Here is an 18950-nt window from a genome sequence, read left to right on the forward strand (position 1 = left end):
CTGAATTTGTTGTGAAGGCAAGCACTTCTTTTTAGAAGTGCTTTTTTTTGTGTATTAAAATAGAAGGTGGAAAAATGAATGATAAATAATAAAAAACTTGTATCTATGATATTTCTCGTGTTACTTTGCCTCACTGCTTGCGCTCCTAATGAAGAGAGCGTAAGTATAAAAGAAAGAAAGAAAACGGATAAAAGTGTGACGTTTTTATTTAATTTTACATCTGCAACGCTTGATCCTCATACGGACGATAATTATACAGCAGTTCGTGGGGGAGTAGGGGAGACGCTTGTTAAAATCAACGACGATTTAAAAATAAAGCCTTGGCTTGCTGAAAAGTGGGAAACGAAAGATAACGGCCTTACATGGACATTTATGATAAGAAAGAACATCACGTTTCAAAATGGAAAAGCGCTAGATGCAAATGCCGTTAAGTCTTCTCTTCAAAGAACGATAGATCAAAGTTATGCGATGAAAAACGCTTTAAATATTAAAGAAATGAAAGCGAACAGTCATGCGCTGACAATTACATTAAAAGAACCAATGCCTAAATTTCCTTCTGAATTAGTGCATCCAAATACAGCTATTATAGATGTTGATGCTTCTAATATAGCTAAGAAGCCCATTGGTACGGGTCCATTTCGCGTCTTGTCTTTTGATCAAGGAAATCAAGTAAAATTAGAAAGATATGAAAATTATTGGGGTGGAAAAGTGAAATTGAAAAGTGCGATCTTTGGATTTAACGAAGATGCTAATGCGCGAGTTGCTGCTCTTCAATCTGGAACAGCCGATATTATTTATCGCCCGCCTTTAGAAAGCTTGGGCACTTTACAAACAGATCCGTCTTTTAAAGTAAGTGGAGTACCTAGTGTGCGCACCCATTTATTGCTTTACAATCAAACTAATGACGCATTAAAAGACGAAAATGTAAGAAAAGCTATCGATACCTTATTGAACCGAAAAGAAATTGTTAGCAGCATCATGAACAATCAAGCGGCAGCGGCTCGAGGTCCATTTTTACCCCAATTTCCTTTTGCTGATAGTACTGCTAATGAGCAAAGAGGTATGACATCTGCTAAAAAATATTTAGAGAAAGCAGGCTATCAAATCAAAAATGACAAAGCAATCAAAAATGGAAAGCCACTATCGCTCTCTCTTGTCACATACAGTTCTTTGCCAGAACTGCCTTTAATTGCTCAGCTTATACAGTCTAATGCCAAAGAGTTAGGAATTACTATTAAGATTCACCTAGTTGAAGATAGCGATGAATATGTAATGGCAAAAGATGATTGGGATTTAGCATTGTACAGCCTTATCACAGCACCTAGAGGAGATGCCAGCTATTATTTAAGTACGAACTATTTGCCCGGCGGTGGTTTAAATGCCAGCCGGATTAATGATGATACGCTAACAAAAATGATAGAACAGTTAAATTCAACAGTAGATGACGCAAAACGAGATCAGTTAGCCAAACAAGCAACCGCTTTGATTAATAGAAAAATGCTGACGTCATCGATTGTACATCCAAACATTGTTGTTGCTTATAATCAAAAAGTGAAAAACTGGACAACAAATCCAAGCGAGTATTATATGCTGACTCAGCATTTAGACGTAACACCGTAGTTAACATTGCAGCATAAGCAGAGAAAAGAAAAAGTATACAATGATCGCTAAAAGGATGTGACAGTAAACGTGCAAGAAGTACAAATGTATCAAATTAAAGAAGTAAAAGAAAATGATGCTGAAGTGATTCAGTTTGTCATGAATATGCGGAATGAGCTATTTCCTATGCTGGAAAAAAATCAGCTTCCTGTGGATTTGCTTCATTTTAATGAACATTACGTTCAAGCGAAAGACGCTGCTTTTTTTGCAGCTGTTACGGAAAATCAACAAGTAATTGGAACCATTGGTTTATACGCTTACGATGGACGGTTTCATGCATTAAAAGAGCGATATGAACATAGAACTGCAGCTGAGGTTGTAAAATGCTATGTCGATCCAGCGTACCGGCGTCTAGGCATTGGACAGCAGCTGTTAAAAGCAGTTGAACAATTTGCCCAAAGTCATTTTTATGACACGCTGTATCTGCATACTCATCCTTTTTTACCTGGCGCTATTCCTTTTTGGGCTTCACAAGGCTTTATCAAAAGGCTAGCTGAACAGGATGAACCATGGAATACGCTGCACATGGACAGAAAAATACAACGAGTCGTAACGTAACGAGATCATACAGTAATTACCATGGAATCTGTATATGGGCTCATGCTATAATGAACGTAACTTACATTTATAGCCTGTAGGGCAAGTCCTTACAGAAAAGAACCACGTTTCGAATTGGCTGAAACGTGGTTCTTTTCTGTAAAAAACAAGTAACAAAATATTTTTAAAAATATATATGAAATCGCTTTCAAAAAAATGAAATATATTATATAATTACTAGTGTTGTGTTGTACTTTGTTAGTGTTAAATCAATATCCTACATGTGTGAGCCGATTGCCTTATGGTAGTCGGCTTCCTTTTTATGGTAGGATTCTAAAATGAAATAGCATTCGTTAAAATGGCTGTAATCGTCATGACAATAGTTGTCCCAAAGGCCCACTTGAAAAGAAAGAAAAGTCGCAATTATGCCAAACCCTAACAAAGAAAGCATTATCCATCACCTCTTAAAAAAATAGAAAATTCTATTAATTTATGTTATAGCATTAGAATTAATGTTAAAGTTTGGTATTTTTAAGTAAGGTAACTTCAAACTAAACCTAAAAACTAAAAAAGCCGCCTTGTAGGCGACTGGTTTAAGCTAGGTCAGCTGTTATGGACTGCTTTTGAAGGTGATCAGACAGCAGGCTGTAGGCGATAATCTTCTTTTTGTATTGTTTCACGACGTCGACATGATCATGATAGCTATATACGCATAGTCGAACATCGTTTTTCCCTTTTTTCGTATCGATAACAAGTGGAGTTTCACTGTCTTCTAGGTGTTTATAATAGTCCTTATTTCCTTCATGGACATAATATTGTTTTAAAAATGTTGCTTTATTAAAATAATCAATCACTTGCATTTTGTCTTTGCCTTCTAAATGTTTCCCATCAACTGTGACAGTAGCGTTTTGATCATCAAGTGTTGGGTGTAACTGAAATTTAGTCATAAGCCATTTGACCACTGGAGTTGGAAGACACGTTATTAATATTTTGAGTGCACTTACAAGAATGATGGAAAGTAATACAATCCATGTCATAGTTAATCATCTCCGCTTAAATTAAATAAGATTACATACTTATTTTACCACAGAGAACATGATTGCTTTTTGTACATTATGTGAACCTTCTTTAGTGAAAAGATGTATATGAAATGCGTTTATTTATGCACATTTAGGGAAATATAAAATTATAACAAATACTACATATAAAAAAGGAGAAAAAATTATGTTGTGGACGATTATTGGACTTTTATTTATTTTTTGGTTATTAGGATTAGTTTTTCATATTGGCGGCGGCATCATTCACATTCTTCTTGTCATTGCAGTGATTGTGCTGATCGTAAAACTTGTGAAACGAATTTAGATATAAAAAGCCTTTCCTTAGGGAAAGGCTTTTTATGTGGAGAGATTATAAAAATGAGCTGTATTTCGATATAAAAAATCATATGTCTCCGTTACAGAAACCCTTTTGAGACGTGCTATTTCCTGAACGGACTGATGCATCATTGATGGAACCGTTGTCTGGTTTTGAAAAGGTCCTTCAAATGGCCACGGACCATCTGTTTCGACCATCAAGTAGTCAAGAGGGTAATCTGTGGCAAGCGCTTGGATTTTAGGTTTATATACAATCTCAGGTGTAAGGGAAATATAGTAGCCGTTGTTTTTCATTCGTTCAACGGTTTTTTTACCTCCTTTGAACCAGTGGAAGTGAGCTTTAGGCACAGAATGTTTTTCTAGCAAGTCGCACACGATCTCAGCATCTTCATATACAGCGTGAAGAATTAACGGTTTCCCCCATTTTTTTGAATGAATAATAAAAGCTTCAAGCAGCTCCAAATAGGGCTCTAGAGAAAGAGTATAGGTCTGACTTAAGTAATAAGGTAGACCAACCTCACCAACCGCAATCATTTCTTCATTGTTTTGATCAATCCAAGCAAACAGCTCCGCTAATTCATTTGAAGAAGGCAGCATTTGTTCAGGGTGAAATCCGTAGGCAGGTTTCACGCAGGAATATAACTTGCTGATTTTTTGATTAAGTTGGCAAGAGTGTAATGTAGAAGATACAGAAATAAGCGCTTGTAACGAAGGATCCTGCTCAACTATGTCTTTCCAGCTTTTCTGTTCATATTGATCTAGATGAATATGCGAGTCAATAATGCGTTTCATAAATAATGCTCCTCTCAGCCTATTTTGTTTAAAAATAATACGTAAGAGAGTGTATGATGCTGTTAAGCCTCCACTTTATTTCTTATTTGTTTTCTGTTCCCCCATTTAGTAATAGATGAGAACGTATAAACAATAAGAGCTAACCAAATAAAACTAAAAGCAATAACATGAGCTTTTGTTAGCGATTCATGGTATAGAATGACTCCTGCTAGCAAAGACAAGGTTGGTGAAATATATTGAAGAATACCAAGCATTGATAATGATACTTTTTTAGCACTTTTTGTGAATAATAGGAGTGGTAAAGCTGTAACTACTCCACTGCCCATTAATAAAAGACTTGTTGAAAAAGAATCAAAAAACTGCAAGTGTGATTGAAACGTAAGGTAGCCTATGTATGCTAATGCAATAGGGGAGATGACCATCGTTTCAAGAGTTAATCCAATCGTTGAATCAGCTTTAATCTTTTTCTTTGCCAAACCATATAATCCGAAGGTAACAGCTAAGCTAAGCGAAATCCAAGGAACCACACCATAATGAAGACTAAGCGTTAAGACGCCGATTCCTGCTAGTATAAATGCAAAAATTTGAGCCCCGCTTAATCTCTCTTTTAAGAAAATAACACCTAATAAAACACTTGTTAGGGGATTAATATATTGTCCAAGGCTCGCTTCTACTATTTTTCCATTAATGACAGCCCACATAAAAATGCCCCAATTTGCACTAATAAGTACAGACGCAGTAAAAAGGGACCAGAATAAGGATGGTTTTTTCACTATTTCTTTTATAAACGTAATGTATGTACGCCATTTCTTTGTCATTAATAAAAGAATAAGCATAAAAATAAAAGACCAAAAAACGCGCTGAGCTAAAATCTCACCTGGTGCTACGTGGTGAACCAGCTTCCAATAAATTGGCGTGAGCCCCCACATAAGATAAGAAAGGACCGCATATATCACACCATCTCTGTCGTGATTTAAGTTCATGTGAAACCTTCTTTCTAACATAAGATAAAATCAGTAATAAAAGTCATAGATTAACATAAAAAAGCAGCATAAACGATTATATCACAGAGAAAAACGATTCTTCACATGTTGAATGGCTCAAAAAAGCGCTATGCGCCAGGTCATTGCTTTTCTATGTCTAAAATAAAATCAAATTGCGTGTTTCTAACAAGGTAAGTGCTTACACAAGTGCGTATGATAAGCGTTCCTTCAGCTTATATTCAAGTGGTTATGAAAAACAGTTGATTTCCCCATTATAAACTGTCAAGCTTAGGGAAGAAGAAAATCTTAGAGGAAAGAATATATAGGTGACGAATATGATCGAAATAAAAATGTCTACGATAAGCGACGGAGAATTTAACAGAGGTGTATTTGCTAAGCAAGATATTAAAAAAGGAACGCTTATTCACGAAGCTCCTGTTATCGCTTATCCTAATAAAGAGCATGATTTTATTGAGAAAACAACACTAGCGGATTATGCTTTTGAATATGGAGTGAATCATACGGCTATTCTTTTGGGATACGGTATGCTGTTTAATCACTCGTATACACCCAATGCTACGTATGAAATTAATTTTGACAATCATACCTTTGATTTTTATGCATATACGGATATCCAAGCAGGAGAAGAAATTCTCATCAACTATAATGGAGATGAAGATGATCAAGAGCTCCTTTGGTTTGATCGTGAAGATGAAGAAGAACAAAAGTAAAAAGGTAAGCCCATCGAAAATCGATGGGCTTTTTATTATGCTTTTTTATCTGGATACATAGTAGAGTTCAAACGGATGAATTGGTAAATATGCGTAATAATAACTTTTAAAACGGCATATCCAGGAACGGCTAAAATAATACCGATGATTCCGAATAAGTTTCCGGCGGTTAGAATGACAAAAATGACCGTAATCGGGTGAATATCCAGGCTTCTTCCCATAATTTGCGGAGAGATTACTTTGCCTTCAAGCAATTGAACAACTGCCCAGACAATGGCCAGTTTTACAAGCATGAAAGGAGACGTAATAAACGCAATAATAATGGCTGGAATAATGGCGATAATAGGACCAAGGTAAGGGACAACATTGGTTACCATGGCGATAATCGCTAGAAGTAATGCATAATCTAACCCAATAATCAGATAGCCAATGAAAAGCAGTACACCTATACAAATCGCAACAAAAATTTGCCCGCGAATATATGCGCTTAATGCGTGGTTCATGTCGGCTAAAATGAATTTAGCTTCAGAACGAGAGCGGTTTGGAAGCAGTTTTACAATGTAATTAGGTAAGTTTTTCCCATCTTTTAATAAGTAGAAAAGAATAAAGGGTAAAACGGCAACCGATAATATAATTTCTGTAATGGTACCGACAAAGTTCACAATACCGCTTGAAAATCCAGAAACATATTTGCTCAAGTGTTTTGATGCATCTTTTGAAATCTTATCTAGGTCCGTGTTAGCCGACTGAAGACCCTGTTCGACATATCGGTTATTCGAAAGATTCGTCACCGCATGCTGAACGTCATGCGTCAGCTCTGGGATATTATCAATAAGACGGTCAACTTGATTTTTTAGAGGCGGGATAACCGATGAAATAATAATGGCTAATGCGCCGATAATCACTATGTATAAAACAAGAATGGAAATAATTCGTTTTACACCTTTTCGTTCTAAAAAGTCAACAAGCGGATTAAATAAATAAAAGCAAATTCCTGCTAAGATAATCGGCAGTGCGATTGTTTTAATAAAAATAGAGATAGGAATTAAAATAAATCCGATTTTTGATAATGAAAAAATAGTCATGCTGAGAATAAAAATAATAATTGTATATACAACAAATTTATTATTTAAGATTTTTTCTCGGAAAAAAGTTCCTTTCTGAGGTCTAGGTTCCAAGCTGTTCAACTCCTTTAAAAAGTAAATGTATAGTTATCATACCCTGATTTAGACTAATTTAAGAGGGTTTTTTACAAAGAAGTGTGCATACTAGTAGAAAATCTTCTAGAAAGAAGGGGTGAAATCATTGAAAGAAGACAAACAGCCCTCGTATCGTGATTTCTCTACAGTAGAAAAAAGCCACGAGTATATAACCGCTGAAGAATTTCCAGACGGTCCCTTCGGCTCTCCGGTTAATCAAAAACTGGGGAAATCTACTTCATGGGAAGAAGGGCAGCGAACGTATAGCGCATTTAATTATGAAAACAAAAACCTTCATGAAAAAGCTCAAAGGTTATTCCCAGGGGCGCACCCTGTACATGATAACCCAAAGGAACATGAACAAAATCCAAGCTAATGTTTTTATTTTTAATGGGAAATGAAGAGCGCTTCTTTCTTGCTTGCATTGATATATGTATAGAATAATGTCTGCCAACTGCGATATCAAAAAGTCTTTGATATGTTTAGTATATGTCGATTTATCTTTTTGTTAAATCATGTTGACAACAAGCAATTTAGCCTGTAATATAAAACGTAACTTATCAATGTTTCTACAGGATTCGACAAAATTTGATTTACTTAAACTTGTGATCTCAACTTCTATTTACAGCTATTAGAGCGCTGTAAGTAGAAGTTTTATTTATGTTATCGATCAAAAAGAAAAAAGCAGGTCTGCTCAAGCAGGCCTGCTTTTTTTATTATTGAACAGCGTCAAATTTATTTACTTTCCACTGAGAATTAGATTTATAGAATGTGACAGTTCGTTTTACACTGCCGCCATCTACAGTTGGAACTGTGAATTCATAAGAGCGAACTGTTGCTGTTTGATACACAAGCTTTGTTTTTGCTTTTGACCACTCTAACATGCTGAATCCGTCGCCGATTGGATGTGCAAGTTTGCCGTTATATGTGATATAGCCGTAATTTGTTAATCCTTTTTCTACTGCACTATTTGTAAATGTCTCAGATAAGTAGCTTGATAGCTCAGCTTTTGTATCAAATTCAGGGCAAAGGTACACGTACTCAGTTCCTTTATATTCAAATGTACGTTCTGTACATGGTTTGTTTTTATAACCGTGCAGAGCACTCCAGAAATGATTGCTGGCACTAGCTGCAATTTTGACAGCATTTGCATCCGTTAGTGTTGGAGATGTTGTTTGTGCTGTAACTCCAGTGCTTAGTGTAAAGAAAATAGCGATTGATGATAAAACTAGTCCAATTTTTTTCATTTCTAACTCACTCCTAATTAATTAACCTTATTTATGTAACAATTATGTGTTTTATATTTCTTTTGTTACATTTATATTACAATAAATCTGTAATAAAAGAAAGTGTTTTGTCTTTTTTTCTTAAATTTTTTTAGATTTTTACTAGTTTCTGAAGTAGATATAGTAAATAAATTGCGGATAAATGTTGATTTATCAGAATTTCCAAACCGATTTTTCTATTTTATATTCGTTTTGTTACAAACAATCTTTTTTGTAACAAATCTGTAATAAAAGAAGCTGAATACTTTTAGGATACAGAAAAATAAAGATAAAACGGTGAAAAAGCGATTTTAAAAGTTTATTTTCCTTTTTTTGGGGCATATTTCTTTTGCGGTTTTGAGCTTTTTAGTAGAGTAGATTAAGAGGAGGCGAAATCATGAAAGCCATTATACATAGTGAGAAAAGCGGTATAGCAGGCATGAATTACAGAGATCTTCAGGAGATGCCCCCTGAAAGAGGAGAAGTAAAAGTAAGGTTAAAAACAGCAGGTTTAAACCGGAGAGATTTATTTGTTATGAATAATCGAGGCAAAGGAGATAAGCCGTTTATTCCCGGTTCAGACGGTGCAGGTATTATAGAAGAAGTGGGAGAAGGCGTAAAAGGTTTAAAAATTGGAATAGAAGTGATCATTAATCCAAGTCTGGAGTGGGATCGTATAGAGGACATTCCGTTTACGCCTAAAATTTTAGGTGGTCCATCGAATGGAACGTTTGCAGAGTATGTAATCATAAAAGCGGATAATGTTGTGCAAAAGCCGCCTTATCTATCTTGGAAACAAGCGGGAGTTCTTTCATTATCAGCTTTAACTGCGTATAGAGCTCTCTTTACAAAAGGGCAGTTAAAAAAAGGAGAACATCTACTTATTCCTGGTATAGGGAGCGGAGTCGCGACTTATGGCTTGTTATTCGCAAAAGCTATCGGAGCTGACGTAACGGTTACTTCTAGAAGTGATAAAAAAAGAAAGCAAGCCCTAAAGTATGGAGCTGATTATGCATTAGACAGTGGAAGTAACCTAAAAGAAGAAATCAACGATAGAAAAGTAGATATCATACTTGATAGTGTGGGGGCAGCTTTATTTCCGACGTATTTTGAAATACTAAAGCCAAATGGAAGAATTGTTAATTTTGGTGCGAGTTCTGGAAATGAAGTTGAATTGCCTCTAAGAACTATTTTTTATCCTCAATTCAATATACTTGGCACATCTATGGGAAGTCAGGAAGAATTTGTGGACATGATGGATTTTATAGAGAAACATCAAATTAAACCAATCGTCGATAGATTCTATCCGCTGTCAGAGGCAGCTGCAGCTTGCGAACGATTAGATAAAGGAAAACAATTTGGCAATATAGGTTTACTTATTTCAGAATAAAAAAATCCCCGGCGCTAACTGGGGACTTTTTTATATAATCAAACGTTTGTTTAAATGAAAGAAACAAGGTAATAACAGGATTTTTAGAAGTTTTTTATCATAACCACCAAGCCAATAAAAAGGTAACAAATCCTCCTAGTATCAAAAATCCCATGCTGTATTTGAGCGTGTATTTAAACAGTTCACCCTCTTTTCCAGCTAAACCTACTGCTCCAGCAGCGACAGCAATTGATTGAGGAGAAAGCATTTTAGCCATCACGCCGCCGGCAGTATTAGCCGCTACGAGAATAATTGGCAAGACATTAATTTGCTGAGCTGTAGTTAGCTGCAAGTTGCCGAACAGCGCATTATTCGATACGACAGACCCCGTTAGAAATACGCCAATCCAGCCAAGAAATGGAGATAAAAATGGAAAATAAGCAGCTGATGTAGCGAGTGCCAATCCAAGTGTAGAGGACTGTCCTGAATAATTTGAAATAAAAGCAAAAGCAATGACCATCATAATCGTCATAATAGGTCTTGATAGTTCTTTTACGGTTTCCAAAAGAGTGGTCCATGCCACTTTTGCCGATACGTTAAGCAAGAAAACTGAAAGGATACAAGCGATAAGAATTGCCGTACCTGTTGCTGCAAATAAGTCTATTTTTAAGACAGCAGCGTAAGGCGTAGGATCTTTTACTAAAGGCGCTGCTTTAATTACGTGATTGTGTAAAAATGGGACGTTAATAAGCAGGTTCAGATGTTCAAGCGCCGTTTTGACAAAAGAAATGCTCCAAGCCGTAACGAGTATCGTTAATAGAATAAAAGGAGACCAAGCCTTTAAAATTTGTTTTGGTGACAGGCTGAAGCTTTTAGCTGCTGCCGAGCTTGTTCTTTTAATATAAAAAGCAAGAGCAAGCAAACTCACAATAGAAGATGTGATATTTGGAAGTTCAGGGCCGATGTATGTAACAGTTAAATACTGCGTCAGTGCATAGGAAATGGCTGTGATGCTCGTTGCTTTCCATACGTCTTTTAATCCTTTTATCCCATCCATAATAAAGACAAGTAAAAAAGGGATAAGAAAAGAAATAATCGGAAGCTGCGTGCCAAGAAAATGAGCAATTTCTTTTGGATCAATGCCAGATACTTGTCCTGCGACAATGACAGGAATCCCCATGGCGCCAAAAGCTCCTGAAGCTGTATTAGCAATTAAGCATAGCGCCGCTGCTTTTAACGGTTTGAATCCAAGTCCAACTAGAAGCGCTGCTGTAATGGCAATTGGAGCTCCAAATCCTGCTGCTCCTTCTAAAAAAGCATTAAAGGAAAAAGCAACAAGCAGCATTTGCAAGCGGGGGTCATCGGTTATTGAAATAATAGATTGCCTAATGGTAGTAAACTGTCCGCTTTTGACAGTTAGCTTGTATAAGAACACCGCGCCGATAATAATATAGCTGATGGGCCAAAGTGCATACAAAAACCCATAGCCTGTGGCTCCTAAGACCATTGAGGCAGGCATATCATAAAAATAAATAGCAATAATCATAGAAAGAAGTACCGTAATACCAGCAGCAATGTGTCCTTTTAATTTCAAAAGAGTTAAAGCAATAAAGAAAAAGATGATGGGGATGAGTGCAATTAGTGCAGAAAGCCAAATATTATTTAACGGATTATATACTTGAGTCCACGTCATATTCATACACCTCTACTACATATTTAAAACAAGGGAGCGGGGGAGTCCCCCGCAAAAATCTTTTGATGTTACACAAAAGCTCTGTCGCGAGTTTGCTTAAGAATGCTAGCAGAGTGCTCGAGCTGCTGCTGTTCGTGAGGAGTTAAATTCAATTCAATAATTTGGCGCACGCCGTTTTTATTAATGATAGCCGGCACGCCGATATACACATCAGAAATACCGTATTGTCCTTCTAATAAAGCAGATACCGTTAAAATAGAATTTTCATCATCTAAAATAGCCTTGGTGATGCGTACAAGTCCCATCGCAATTCCGTAATAAGTCGCTCCTTTTCGATTAATAATATGGTAAGCCGCATCGCGTGTTTGTTCGAATAGATGCTGCATATCCGGCTCTTTTTCAATAGCAGCAGTATTGATAAAATGTTCGAGCTTCACACCGCCAATTTGCGCGTGGCTCCAAACAGGAAATTCCGTATCTCCATGTTCCCCCATAATATAAGCGTGGACGTTGCGAGAATCTACTTCAAAATAGTCGCTTAACAAGTAGCGGAAGCGAGCTGTGTCAAGAATCGTTCCTGAACCAATTACTCGTTCGTTTGGTAATCCTGATACTTTTTGTGTAACGTGTGCGAGAATATCAACTGGATTTGTTGCCACTAAAATGATGCCGTCAAATCCGCTGTTCATAATATCTTTTACAATGCATTCAAAAATTTTAACGTTTTTTTCAACTAGATCTAAGCGCGTTTCCCCTGGAGCTTGATTAGCGCCCGCTGTAATAACTACTAAATCAGCGTCAGCACAGTCTTTATAATCTCCAGCCCAGATTTTCATCGGTGTGGAAAATGGCATACCGTGATTGATATCGCGTGCTTCACCTTCCGCTTTTTCTTTGTTCATATCGATTAACACTAATTCATTGGCAATACCTTGATTCACCATTGAAAAAGCGTAGCTTGAGCCAACAAAACCAGTTCCGATAACAGCAACTTTTCGTGTTTTTGGTGTAAATTGTGTTTTCATTTGTATCATCCTTTGAATTTTATTTTGTGATGTTTTTCACAATGTTAGTGTAACAAGAATAAATACCCTCGGCTGTGATAAAAATCACACCCTTTAAAAAATAGTAAACAATTTTACAGGGCGATTTAAAAAAAGGGTCCTTCTACATGAAGTGCCACATTTAGAACGATCTCAAACGTTTAAAGTGTTGAGTAAAGGCAACTTGTTTTGCGGAAAGCTAAAGAGTTTAACATTCTCTATTTGTATGTTAACAGCCAATAATGTTTCTATAGACCCACACGAAATCCATTTGTTACACTAAGTTTGCTTATTTTGAATAAAGGAGTTGAAGGGATGGAGAACTACTATGAGCAAGCCCAAAAAGGCGCTTGGGTTAGTATCTTATCATATATCTTTTTATCAGCATGTAAACTTATTATTGCGGGTGTCACCGCTTCCTCTGCATTAAAAGCCGACGGTCTTAATAATGTTACAGATATTATTGCATCAATTGCCGTCTTAGTCGGCTTAAAAATCTCTAAAAAACCTCGTGATAATGATCATCCCTATGGACATTCCAGAGCGGAACATATCTCTTCACTTATTGCTTCTTTTATCATGATGGTCATTGGACTAGAAGTATTGGTCGATGCGGGTCAGTCATTATTTATGGACAAATCTGAAGCGCCTAATTTACTGGCTGCTTGGGTAGGTCTTGGAGCGGCTGCTGTTATGGGTGGTGTCTACCGATATAATATTAAGCTTGCTAAAAAACTTGATAGCCAGTCTTTATATGCGGTTGCTAAAGATAATTTGTCTGATGCACTTGTGAGCATAGGGGCTGTTGTGGGAATTTTCGGCTCGCAATTCGGCTTGCCCTGGCTGGACGTGGTAGCTGCTTTTGCTGTGGGAATTATTATTTGTAAAACAGCCATCGAGATTTTTAAAGAAGCGGCTCATTCTTTAACGGACGGATTTGATGAAGAAAAGTTAGGACACTACAAAGAAAGCATTGGGCTTGTAGAAGGGGTAAAAGAAGTAGAAGATGTGAAAGCGCGCAAGCTTGGTAATCAAGTCGTGATTGATGTAACTGTTAAAGTAGATCCTCATTTAAATGTTATTAAAAGCCATGAAATTGCTGATCAAATTGAACATATGATGAACGATGAGCATCAGATTAAAGATACGCTTGTTCATATTGAACCTGATGCATACGAAAAGCAAAAATAAAACCAGCACGTTCTTTCGTTATGAAAGGATGAGCTGGTTTTATTTTTGGGGAAATTTGAAATAAATCACAAAAACTTCTTCAAAAGTGAAAATGAAAAGCCGTTATTAGTAATATAAAGATTTTTGTAGAAGGGTGAGGGAATGAAGAGGTTAAGTGCAAAACTCGTAGTATTTTTTAGTATTTTTATAGCTATTTTATTATTAGTTGTTTCAGGGGCTGTTTATCAATTTACCAAAACACAAATAGAAAAAGATGTAGAAGTTCAGTCTCAAAGTCAAGTGAAAGAGTTAAGAGAAACGATTCATACGTACTTAGACATGTATAGTCGTTCTTTGCTGACGTATAGTGAAAATGATGTAATTGTTAATTTTGTTAAGCAAGAAGGAGATCAAACAAACCAAGAGAAAAATCCGTATTTTACATGGAACACAGTTCAAAAAGAGTTTACACAGTTTAAAGAAAAGTATCCTAACTTAGTACTTGAATACATAGGCACAAAAAATAAAGGAATGTATTCTGTTCCTAAGCAAGAGTTTGGTTCAAACTATGATCCGACTTCCAGGGTGTGGTACAAACAAGCAGTAGAATCACCTGATGAGGTTGTTTACACGGATCCATATGAAGATGCAGCAACGAAAAAGACGGTTGTGACGATTGCAAAGGCTATTTTAGATCCAGATACTAAAAATGTGCTGGGCGTTATAGCTACTGATTTAGACTTAGATGCATTAAAAAACATTGTAGGTAAAGCAGAAGTAAATCACGGTGGATATGCATTTTTATTTGATCAAAATGGCACAGCGCTCGTTCATCCAACAGAAGCTGGAAAAAATTTAATGAATCAGCCATTTATGAAAAAAATGTACGAAGCAGACCGGAATAAAGATTTCATGAAGTATACCTTTCAAGGTGAAGAGAGAGTGATGGCATATGATACTCTCGAAGGAACGAATTGGAAGATAGGAAACGCCTTTATTTATAATGAAATGCTCTCAAGCGCTCATCATTTACTGAATGTGATTGTCTGGATTGCGTTAATTGGCATCTTATTATCAGTGGTGTTAACCATCTTTTTCTCAAGAATCATTACGAATCCGATTCGCCGCTTGAAAAACGAAGTAGCCAAAGTAACAGCTGGCGATTTAACAGTTCAGGTTCAGACGAAGTCAAAAGATGAAATTGGTGAACTTACTCATTTATTTAACGATATGGTAGCTAAAATGAAAACATTGATTGGCACGGTTCAGACGTCTGTTGAGACAGTAAAAACGTCTGTTGAAGACTTGAGTGCTGTATCTGAAGAAGCAACTGCATCCAGTGAAGAAATTGGCCGGGCTATCCATGAGATTGCCAGCGGCGCCACGCAGCAGGCTTCTGACGCTGACTCTACTAATCACAAAACGATGAGTTTATCTTCACAAATTGAAGAAGTCATTGAACAAAACGCCCAGATTAATAAAATGACGATTGAAGCTGTAACCATCAATGAAAAAGGCTTAAAACAAATGCAGCTGCTTCGCAATCAAACTACCGAATCATCTCAGACGATTCACGGTGTTCAAACGGTAATGGAAGAGTTAACAAGTAAGATGAAAGAAATTGAATCTATTATTTTTACAATTAATAGCATTTCAGATCAGACAAATTTACTTGCACTAAATGCTAGTATTGAAGCAGCTCGTGCAGGAGAACATGGCAAAGGATTTGCGGTAGTAGCTGAAGAGGTACGAAAACTTGCTGAACAGTCCTCTCAAGCTACTGAACAAGTTCGCCACACGATTGCAGCGATTCAAGGGGAAGTCGCGGCTGCTCGTGAAGAATGCAACCGGACAGAAGAACTTTCAAAATCTCAAGACTTTGTGGTAGGAGACACAGAACAAGCTTTTCGTGAAATTGCTACTACCATTGAGCAGGTGGCAGCGGCTGTCGAACATGTAACAAGCAGCATGGACAGCATTGATGAGCATAAGGAAGACGTGGTAGCGGCCATTCAAAGTATAGCAGCTATTGCACAGCAATCAGCAGCAGGAACGGAAGAAATTACGGCTTCTACAGAAGAACAAATTAGAGCTATTTCTACTGTTTCTCAATCGGCTGAACATTTGCAAGAGATTAGTGAAGAATTGGCGAACTTGATTCGTCAATTTAAAATTAAATAAAAAAGAGCGCCAATAACATATTGGCGCTCTTTTTTATTTAATAGGAAAACAAGTTGCTGTACGGTAAAAAAACCTGCTGATCTGGAGGTGCAACAGCTGACACGCGCTGATGTGTAAACGGGTGTATAAAAGAAAGCTTAATGGCATGTAAAGCTTGCTGCTGATCTTTTAATCTCTTTCCGCCATAAAGCGTATCACCAAGTAATGGATGGCCGATGTGACTCATATGAACACGTATTTGGTGAGTGCGTCCGGTCTCGAGCGAAAGTTCAATAAGCGTTTCATTTTTTGCCATATTGCGCTTTAACACGCGATAAGATGTTTTGGCAGCTTGTCCCGTTCTAGATACTCTTCTTCTCGTAGCGTGATGGCGATCGCGTCCAATAGGTTCATTAACGATTCCTTGCTCTTGTTTCATGAGTCCTTGGACAAGAGCAACATAAGTCCGGTTAATTTTACGTTCAGCCAGCAGCTGGTCAAACACAGAGCTTGCTACAAAATGCTTCGTGAATAAGATAGCACCTGATGTATCGCTGTCCAAACGGTGAACGTGTCTAGGTTTTGTTTTGAGGCCTATTTTTTGAAAATAAGCAGCTACAGCATTTAAAAGAGTTTTTTGGTCCTGCTCTGATGAAGGATGAGTATTTAGGTTTATTGGTTTGTTTACGATTAGCACGTGTTCATCTTCAAACAAAATCTCTATATTAACATGGTAAGGTGTTATTTCATTAGGTTCTGCTTCAAAAAAAGGGAGTGATACTCTATCATTTTCCTTAAGAGTATTCCTCCATGGTAAAGGCTCACCGTTTATAAGCACATTTTTATTCATCCGAAACTGATGCAACGTTTTTTTGGGAATACGCCATTTCGTTTTTAAATAATCTTCAATTGTTTGCCCTGCATCATTTTTTGCGATTTTATCTTCTAGCCATTGGCCGTGTATACTCATATTTAATCCCTTCCTTACATACTAGTAAATATCCTTTAATCTTTAAAAAGAACTTGTAAATAATTAGGAGGAAATAACTACCTGAAGTTCTCGTTTTATGTTTATGTTATGCTAAATAAAGAGACATAAGTTAAGAGAAAAAAGGGGGGGTAACCATGAAAATTGCCCAAGCAGCTCCGCCAGAAATGGAGAATTACATAGAAGAGTTGACTGAACAGCTTCGCTATGACTTGTTACCTCGGTATGTATCTGTAGATAAGCTTAATCCTGATGAATTATTAAATCCAGATTATTGTACAGACCATTTATATAATGGCTTACTCGATGAAGCATTGCAAGTCATTAGTAGCCTTCAGACAATAATTGCCGTGATTGAAGCGATTCAACATCGGCCGATTGAAGAAAGCGACTGCGAGCAATTCGAAAAAAATATTGCAATTTTAAAAAAATACGGGTTCTTATTTCCTGTTTCCATTGAGTGTTTTGCAAAAGAAAACAATTTGATTACGTATTCGTATGAATCGTTTTATAATTCATACATAAATTAAAGAGGCTGGGAGAAAAGTATTTTAGCCTAAGTGAAAAACGAACTATTGATCAGCAAGTTTGATGAGTGGTTCGTTTTTTTTATGGTGAATACAACTTCATCTGTTTCGTCCTTCCAGCAGTTGATTGAAGGGCAAGGCGAAGACTCCTGCGGAAAAAGCGGGACAGATGAGACCCCGCAGGAGCGCAAGCGACGAGGAGGCTCAGCGCCCGCCCGCGGAAAGCGAAGCCTTGCATGGAAATCAACGGCGGTGTCATAAGCGGTTCAGTTCATGTATCTCATTTGTTCGTCTTTAGGTTGGATTCATTTAGTTCTGTACCGGCCTCTTTTTAATCATATATTTCAGACTTCTATTGGACATTCAAAAAGAGCTTGTGATATGGTCAAACTTGTATAAATCCATCAAAAAATAAATAGGAGCGAAAACATGACAAAAGCAAAATTATGTTTTATTGGTGCAGGCTTTCACGCATCAACGAACATTTACCCCTCTGTTATTGAAGCGGGAGCAGAAATTAAAGCAATTTCCACACGCAGTATCGAAAGATCAAAAACTGCTCTTCAACGATTTGGGAGCAGCGGTACGCCGTACGATGATTATAAGAAAATGCTAAAGCAAGAAAAGTGCGATGGAGTAGTGGTTGTGGCACAGCCTGAAGATCATCCTGCTTTGGTGCTGGATTGCATTCGAGCAGGACAAAATGTTTATGTGGACAAGCCTTTGGGGATGAATAAAAGAGAAGCAAAAGAGATTTCAGATGCTGCTAAGCAAGCTGGCGTAAAAGTTATGGTAGGTTTTATGAAGCGCTATGCGCCTTGTTATATGAAGTTAAAAGAATTAATTGAAGAAGGTAGCCTAGGAAGTGTCCGTTCATTTCAAGCAAGATTTGCTGTAGACAGTACCACTTTTTGTAAAGATGAAGAGCAGTTTATGAAGCTTGCTGCCATACATATTGTTGATCTCGTCCGTCACTTGTTCGGCGAAGTCGTTCACGTGACAGGGTTCAGAAATAATCATGGTGAATATATTTCAAATAGTATTTCGCTGAAGTTTGACAATGGCACTGTAGAGAGCCTGTATTTTACTGGCATGACAGCATGGTCTCGAGAAAGTGAAAACTTATTAGTGCCATTTGACGATGGCTTTGCTTTTGTTGACGAAATAAATTCATTAACTATTCACGAATCCCAGACTTTTGATGAATTACCGTGGAAATCATTAAAAGAAAACGATCGTGTGTTTACACCTTCTGCTTCACCGATGTCGGGAGCTTACCGAGATCTTTACCTTCGTGGTTTTGTTGGAGAGATGGCTCATTTTATTGAGTGTTGTACAAATGACCAAGAACCTCTTTCCAGTGGGAGCGACAATGTAAAAACGATGAGATTATGTGATCAAATACTGTCATCTTTAATGTAAAGAAAGCTTTAAAGAAAAGAATGTACGATGAATAGCTTA

Annotated in this window: 19 protein-coding genes; 11 read left to right on the forward strand and 8 right to left on the reverse strand. The window is 37.1% G+C overall.

What is annotated here, in order from left to right; genetic code table 11:
• Positions 1-78: 78 nt before the first annotated feature.
• Positions 79-1620 carry a nickel ABC transporter substrate-binding protein gene (gene nikA, locus CEQ83_RS02565; protein ID WP_098112829.1) on the forward strand — a complete coding sequence of 514 codons (1542 nt, stop codon included), beginning with the start codon at positions 79-81 and terminating at the stop codon, positions 1618-1620.
• Between the two features lie 69 nt (positions 1621-1689).
• Positions 1690-2217, forward strand: coding sequence for a GNAT family N-acetyltransferase (locus tag CEQ83_RS02570; RefSeq protein WP_098112830.1), 528 nt, complete (start codon positions 1690-1692; stop codon positions 2215-2217).
• A 572-nt stretch (positions 2218-2789) separates the two neighbouring features.
• Here the strand turns inward: CEQ83_RS02570 and CEQ83_RS02575 are convergent.
• Positions 2790-3233, reverse strand: coding sequence for a YfmQ family protein (locus tag CEQ83_RS02575; RefSeq protein ID WP_028414332.1), 444 nt, complete (start codon positions 3231-3233; stop codon positions 2790-2792).
• A gap of 187 nt (positions 3234-3420) precedes the next feature.
• Here CEQ83_RS02575 and CEQ83_RS02580 point away from each other — a divergent pair, with 187 nt between their 5' ends.
• A complete protein-coding gene (locus CEQ83_RS02580; RefSeq protein WP_013055244.1) occupies positions 3421-3558 on the forward strand; it encodes a lmo0937 family membrane protein in 138 nt (45 codons plus the stop codon).
• 32 nt (positions 3559-3590) lie between these two features.
• Here CEQ83_RS02580 and CEQ83_RS02585 read toward each other — a convergent pair whose 3' ends face one another.
• Both CEQ83_RS02585 and rarD read right to left on the reverse strand, forming a co-directional pair.
• Positions 3591-4361, reverse strand: coding sequence for a TatD family hydrolase (locus CEQ83_RS02585; protein WP_098112831.1), 771 nt, complete (start codon positions 4359-4361; stop codon positions 3591-3593).
• A gap of 62 nt (positions 4362-4423) precedes the next feature.
• Positions 4424-5344, reverse strand: coding sequence for an EamA family transporter RarD (gene rarD, locus CEQ83_RS02590; RefSeq protein WP_033580677.1), 921 nt, complete (start codon positions 5342-5344; stop codon positions 4424-4426).
• 335 nt (positions 5345-5679) lie between these two features.
• On the opposite strand from rarD, the gene CEQ83_RS02595 reads away from it, so the two are divergent.
• On the forward strand, positions 5680-6075 hold the full coding sequence (locus CEQ83_RS02595; protein WP_028414329.1) for an SET domain-containing protein: 396 nt from the start codon (positions 5680-5682) through the stop codon (positions 6073-6075).
• Between the two features lie 35 nt (positions 6076-6110).
• Here CEQ83_RS02595 and CEQ83_RS02600 read toward each other — a convergent pair whose 3' ends face one another.
• Positions 6111-7253 carry an AI-2E family transporter gene (locus CEQ83_RS02600; protein WP_013081622.1) on the reverse strand — a complete coding sequence of 381 codons (1143 nt, stop codon included), beginning with the start codon at positions 7251-7253 and terminating at the stop codon, positions 6111-6113.
• Between the two features lie 127 nt (positions 7254-7380).
• On the opposite strand from CEQ83_RS02600, the gene CEQ83_RS02605 reads away from it, so the two are divergent.
• The gene (locus tag CEQ83_RS02605; protein ID WP_028414328.1) at positions 7381-7650 is read left to right on the forward strand and encodes a hypothetical protein; all 270 of its coding nucleotides are present in this window, start codon (positions 7381-7383) and stop codon (positions 7648-7650) included.
• A 340-nt stretch (positions 7651-7990) separates the two neighbouring features.
• Here CEQ83_RS02605 and CEQ83_RS02610 read toward each other — a convergent pair whose 3' ends face one another.
• Positions 7991-8521 (reverse strand): IseA DL-endopeptidase inhibitor family protein, encoded by a 531-nt coding sequence (locus tag CEQ83_RS02610; protein ID WP_028414327.1) that lies wholly within the window; start codon positions 8519-8521, stop codon positions 7991-7993.
• A gap of 415 nt (positions 8522-8936) precedes the next feature.
• Here CEQ83_RS02610 and CEQ83_RS02615 point away from each other — a divergent pair, with 415 nt between their 5' ends.
• The gene (locus tag CEQ83_RS02615; RefSeq protein ID WP_098112832.1) at positions 8937-9929 is read left to right on the forward strand and encodes a zinc-binding dehydrogenase; all 993 of its coding nucleotides are present in this window, start codon (positions 8937-8939) and stop codon (positions 9927-9929) included.
• 97 nt (positions 9930-10026) lie between these two features.
• On the opposite strand, the gene CEQ83_RS02620 is transcribed toward CEQ83_RS02615, so the two are convergent.
• Positions 10027-11607 carry a lactate permease LctP family transporter gene (locus CEQ83_RS02620; protein WP_028414325.1) on the reverse strand — a complete coding sequence of 527 codons (1581 nt, stop codon included), beginning with the start codon at positions 11605-11607 and terminating at the stop codon, positions 10027-10029.
• A gap of 62 nt (positions 11608-11669) precedes the next feature.
• Positions 11670-12626: an L-lactate dehydrogenase gene (locus tag CEQ83_RS02625; protein WP_098112833.1), complete on the reverse strand. Its 957-nt coding sequence runs from the start codon at positions 12624-12626 to the stop codon at positions 11670-11672.
• Positions 12627-12959: 333 nt separating this feature from the next.
• On the opposite strand from CEQ83_RS02625, the gene CEQ83_RS02630 reads away from it, so the two are divergent.
• Together CEQ83_RS02630 and CEQ83_RS02635 are read left to right on the forward strand one after the other, a co-directional pair.
• Complete coding sequence (locus tag CEQ83_RS02630; RefSeq protein WP_028414323.1) at positions 12960-13835, forward strand: cation diffusion facilitator family transporter; 876 nt, start codon at positions 12960-12962, stop codon at positions 13833-13835.
• 141 nt (positions 13836-13976) lie between these two features.
• Complete coding sequence (locus CEQ83_RS02635) at positions 13977-15995, forward strand: methyl-accepting chemotaxis protein (RefSeq protein WP_155017003.1); 2019 nt, start codon at positions 13977-13979, stop codon at positions 15993-15995.
• Between the two features lie 37 nt (positions 15996-16032).
• Here CEQ83_RS02635 and CEQ83_RS02640 read toward each other — a convergent pair whose 3' ends face one another.
• A complete protein-coding gene (locus CEQ83_RS02640; RefSeq protein ID WP_028414321.1) occupies positions 16033-16944 on the reverse strand; it encodes an RluA family pseudouridine synthase in 912 nt (303 codons plus the stop codon).
• 155 nt (positions 16945-17099) lie between these two features.
• On the opposite strand from CEQ83_RS02640, the gene CEQ83_RS02645 reads away from it, so the two are divergent.
• From CEQ83_RS02645 to CEQ83_RS02655, 3 genes are all read left to right on the forward strand, one after another.
• Positions 17100-17492 (forward strand): YhcU family protein, encoded by a 393-nt coding sequence (locus CEQ83_RS02645; protein WP_013081630.1) that lies wholly within the window; start codon positions 17100-17102, stop codon positions 17490-17492.
• A 30-nt stretch (positions 17493-17522) separates the two neighbouring features.
• The gene (locus CEQ83_RS02650) at positions 17523-17750 is read left to right on the forward strand and encodes a hypothetical protein (protein WP_047751692.1); all 228 of its coding nucleotides are present in this window, start codon (positions 17523-17525) and stop codon (positions 17748-17750) included.
• A 168-nt stretch (positions 17751-17918) separates the two neighbouring features.
• The gene (locus CEQ83_RS02655) at positions 17919-18911 is read left to right on the forward strand and encodes a Gfo/Idh/MocA family protein (RefSeq protein ID WP_098999430.1); all 993 of its coding nucleotides are present in this window, start codon (positions 17919-17921) and stop codon (positions 18909-18911) included.
• The last annotated feature ends 39 nt before the right edge of the window (positions 18912-18950 follow it).

It is taken from the genome of Priestia megaterium, assembly GCF_009497655.1.
Taxonomy (GTDB): Bacteria; Bacillota; Bacilli; order Bacillales; family Bacillaceae_H; genus Priestia; species Priestia zanthoxyli.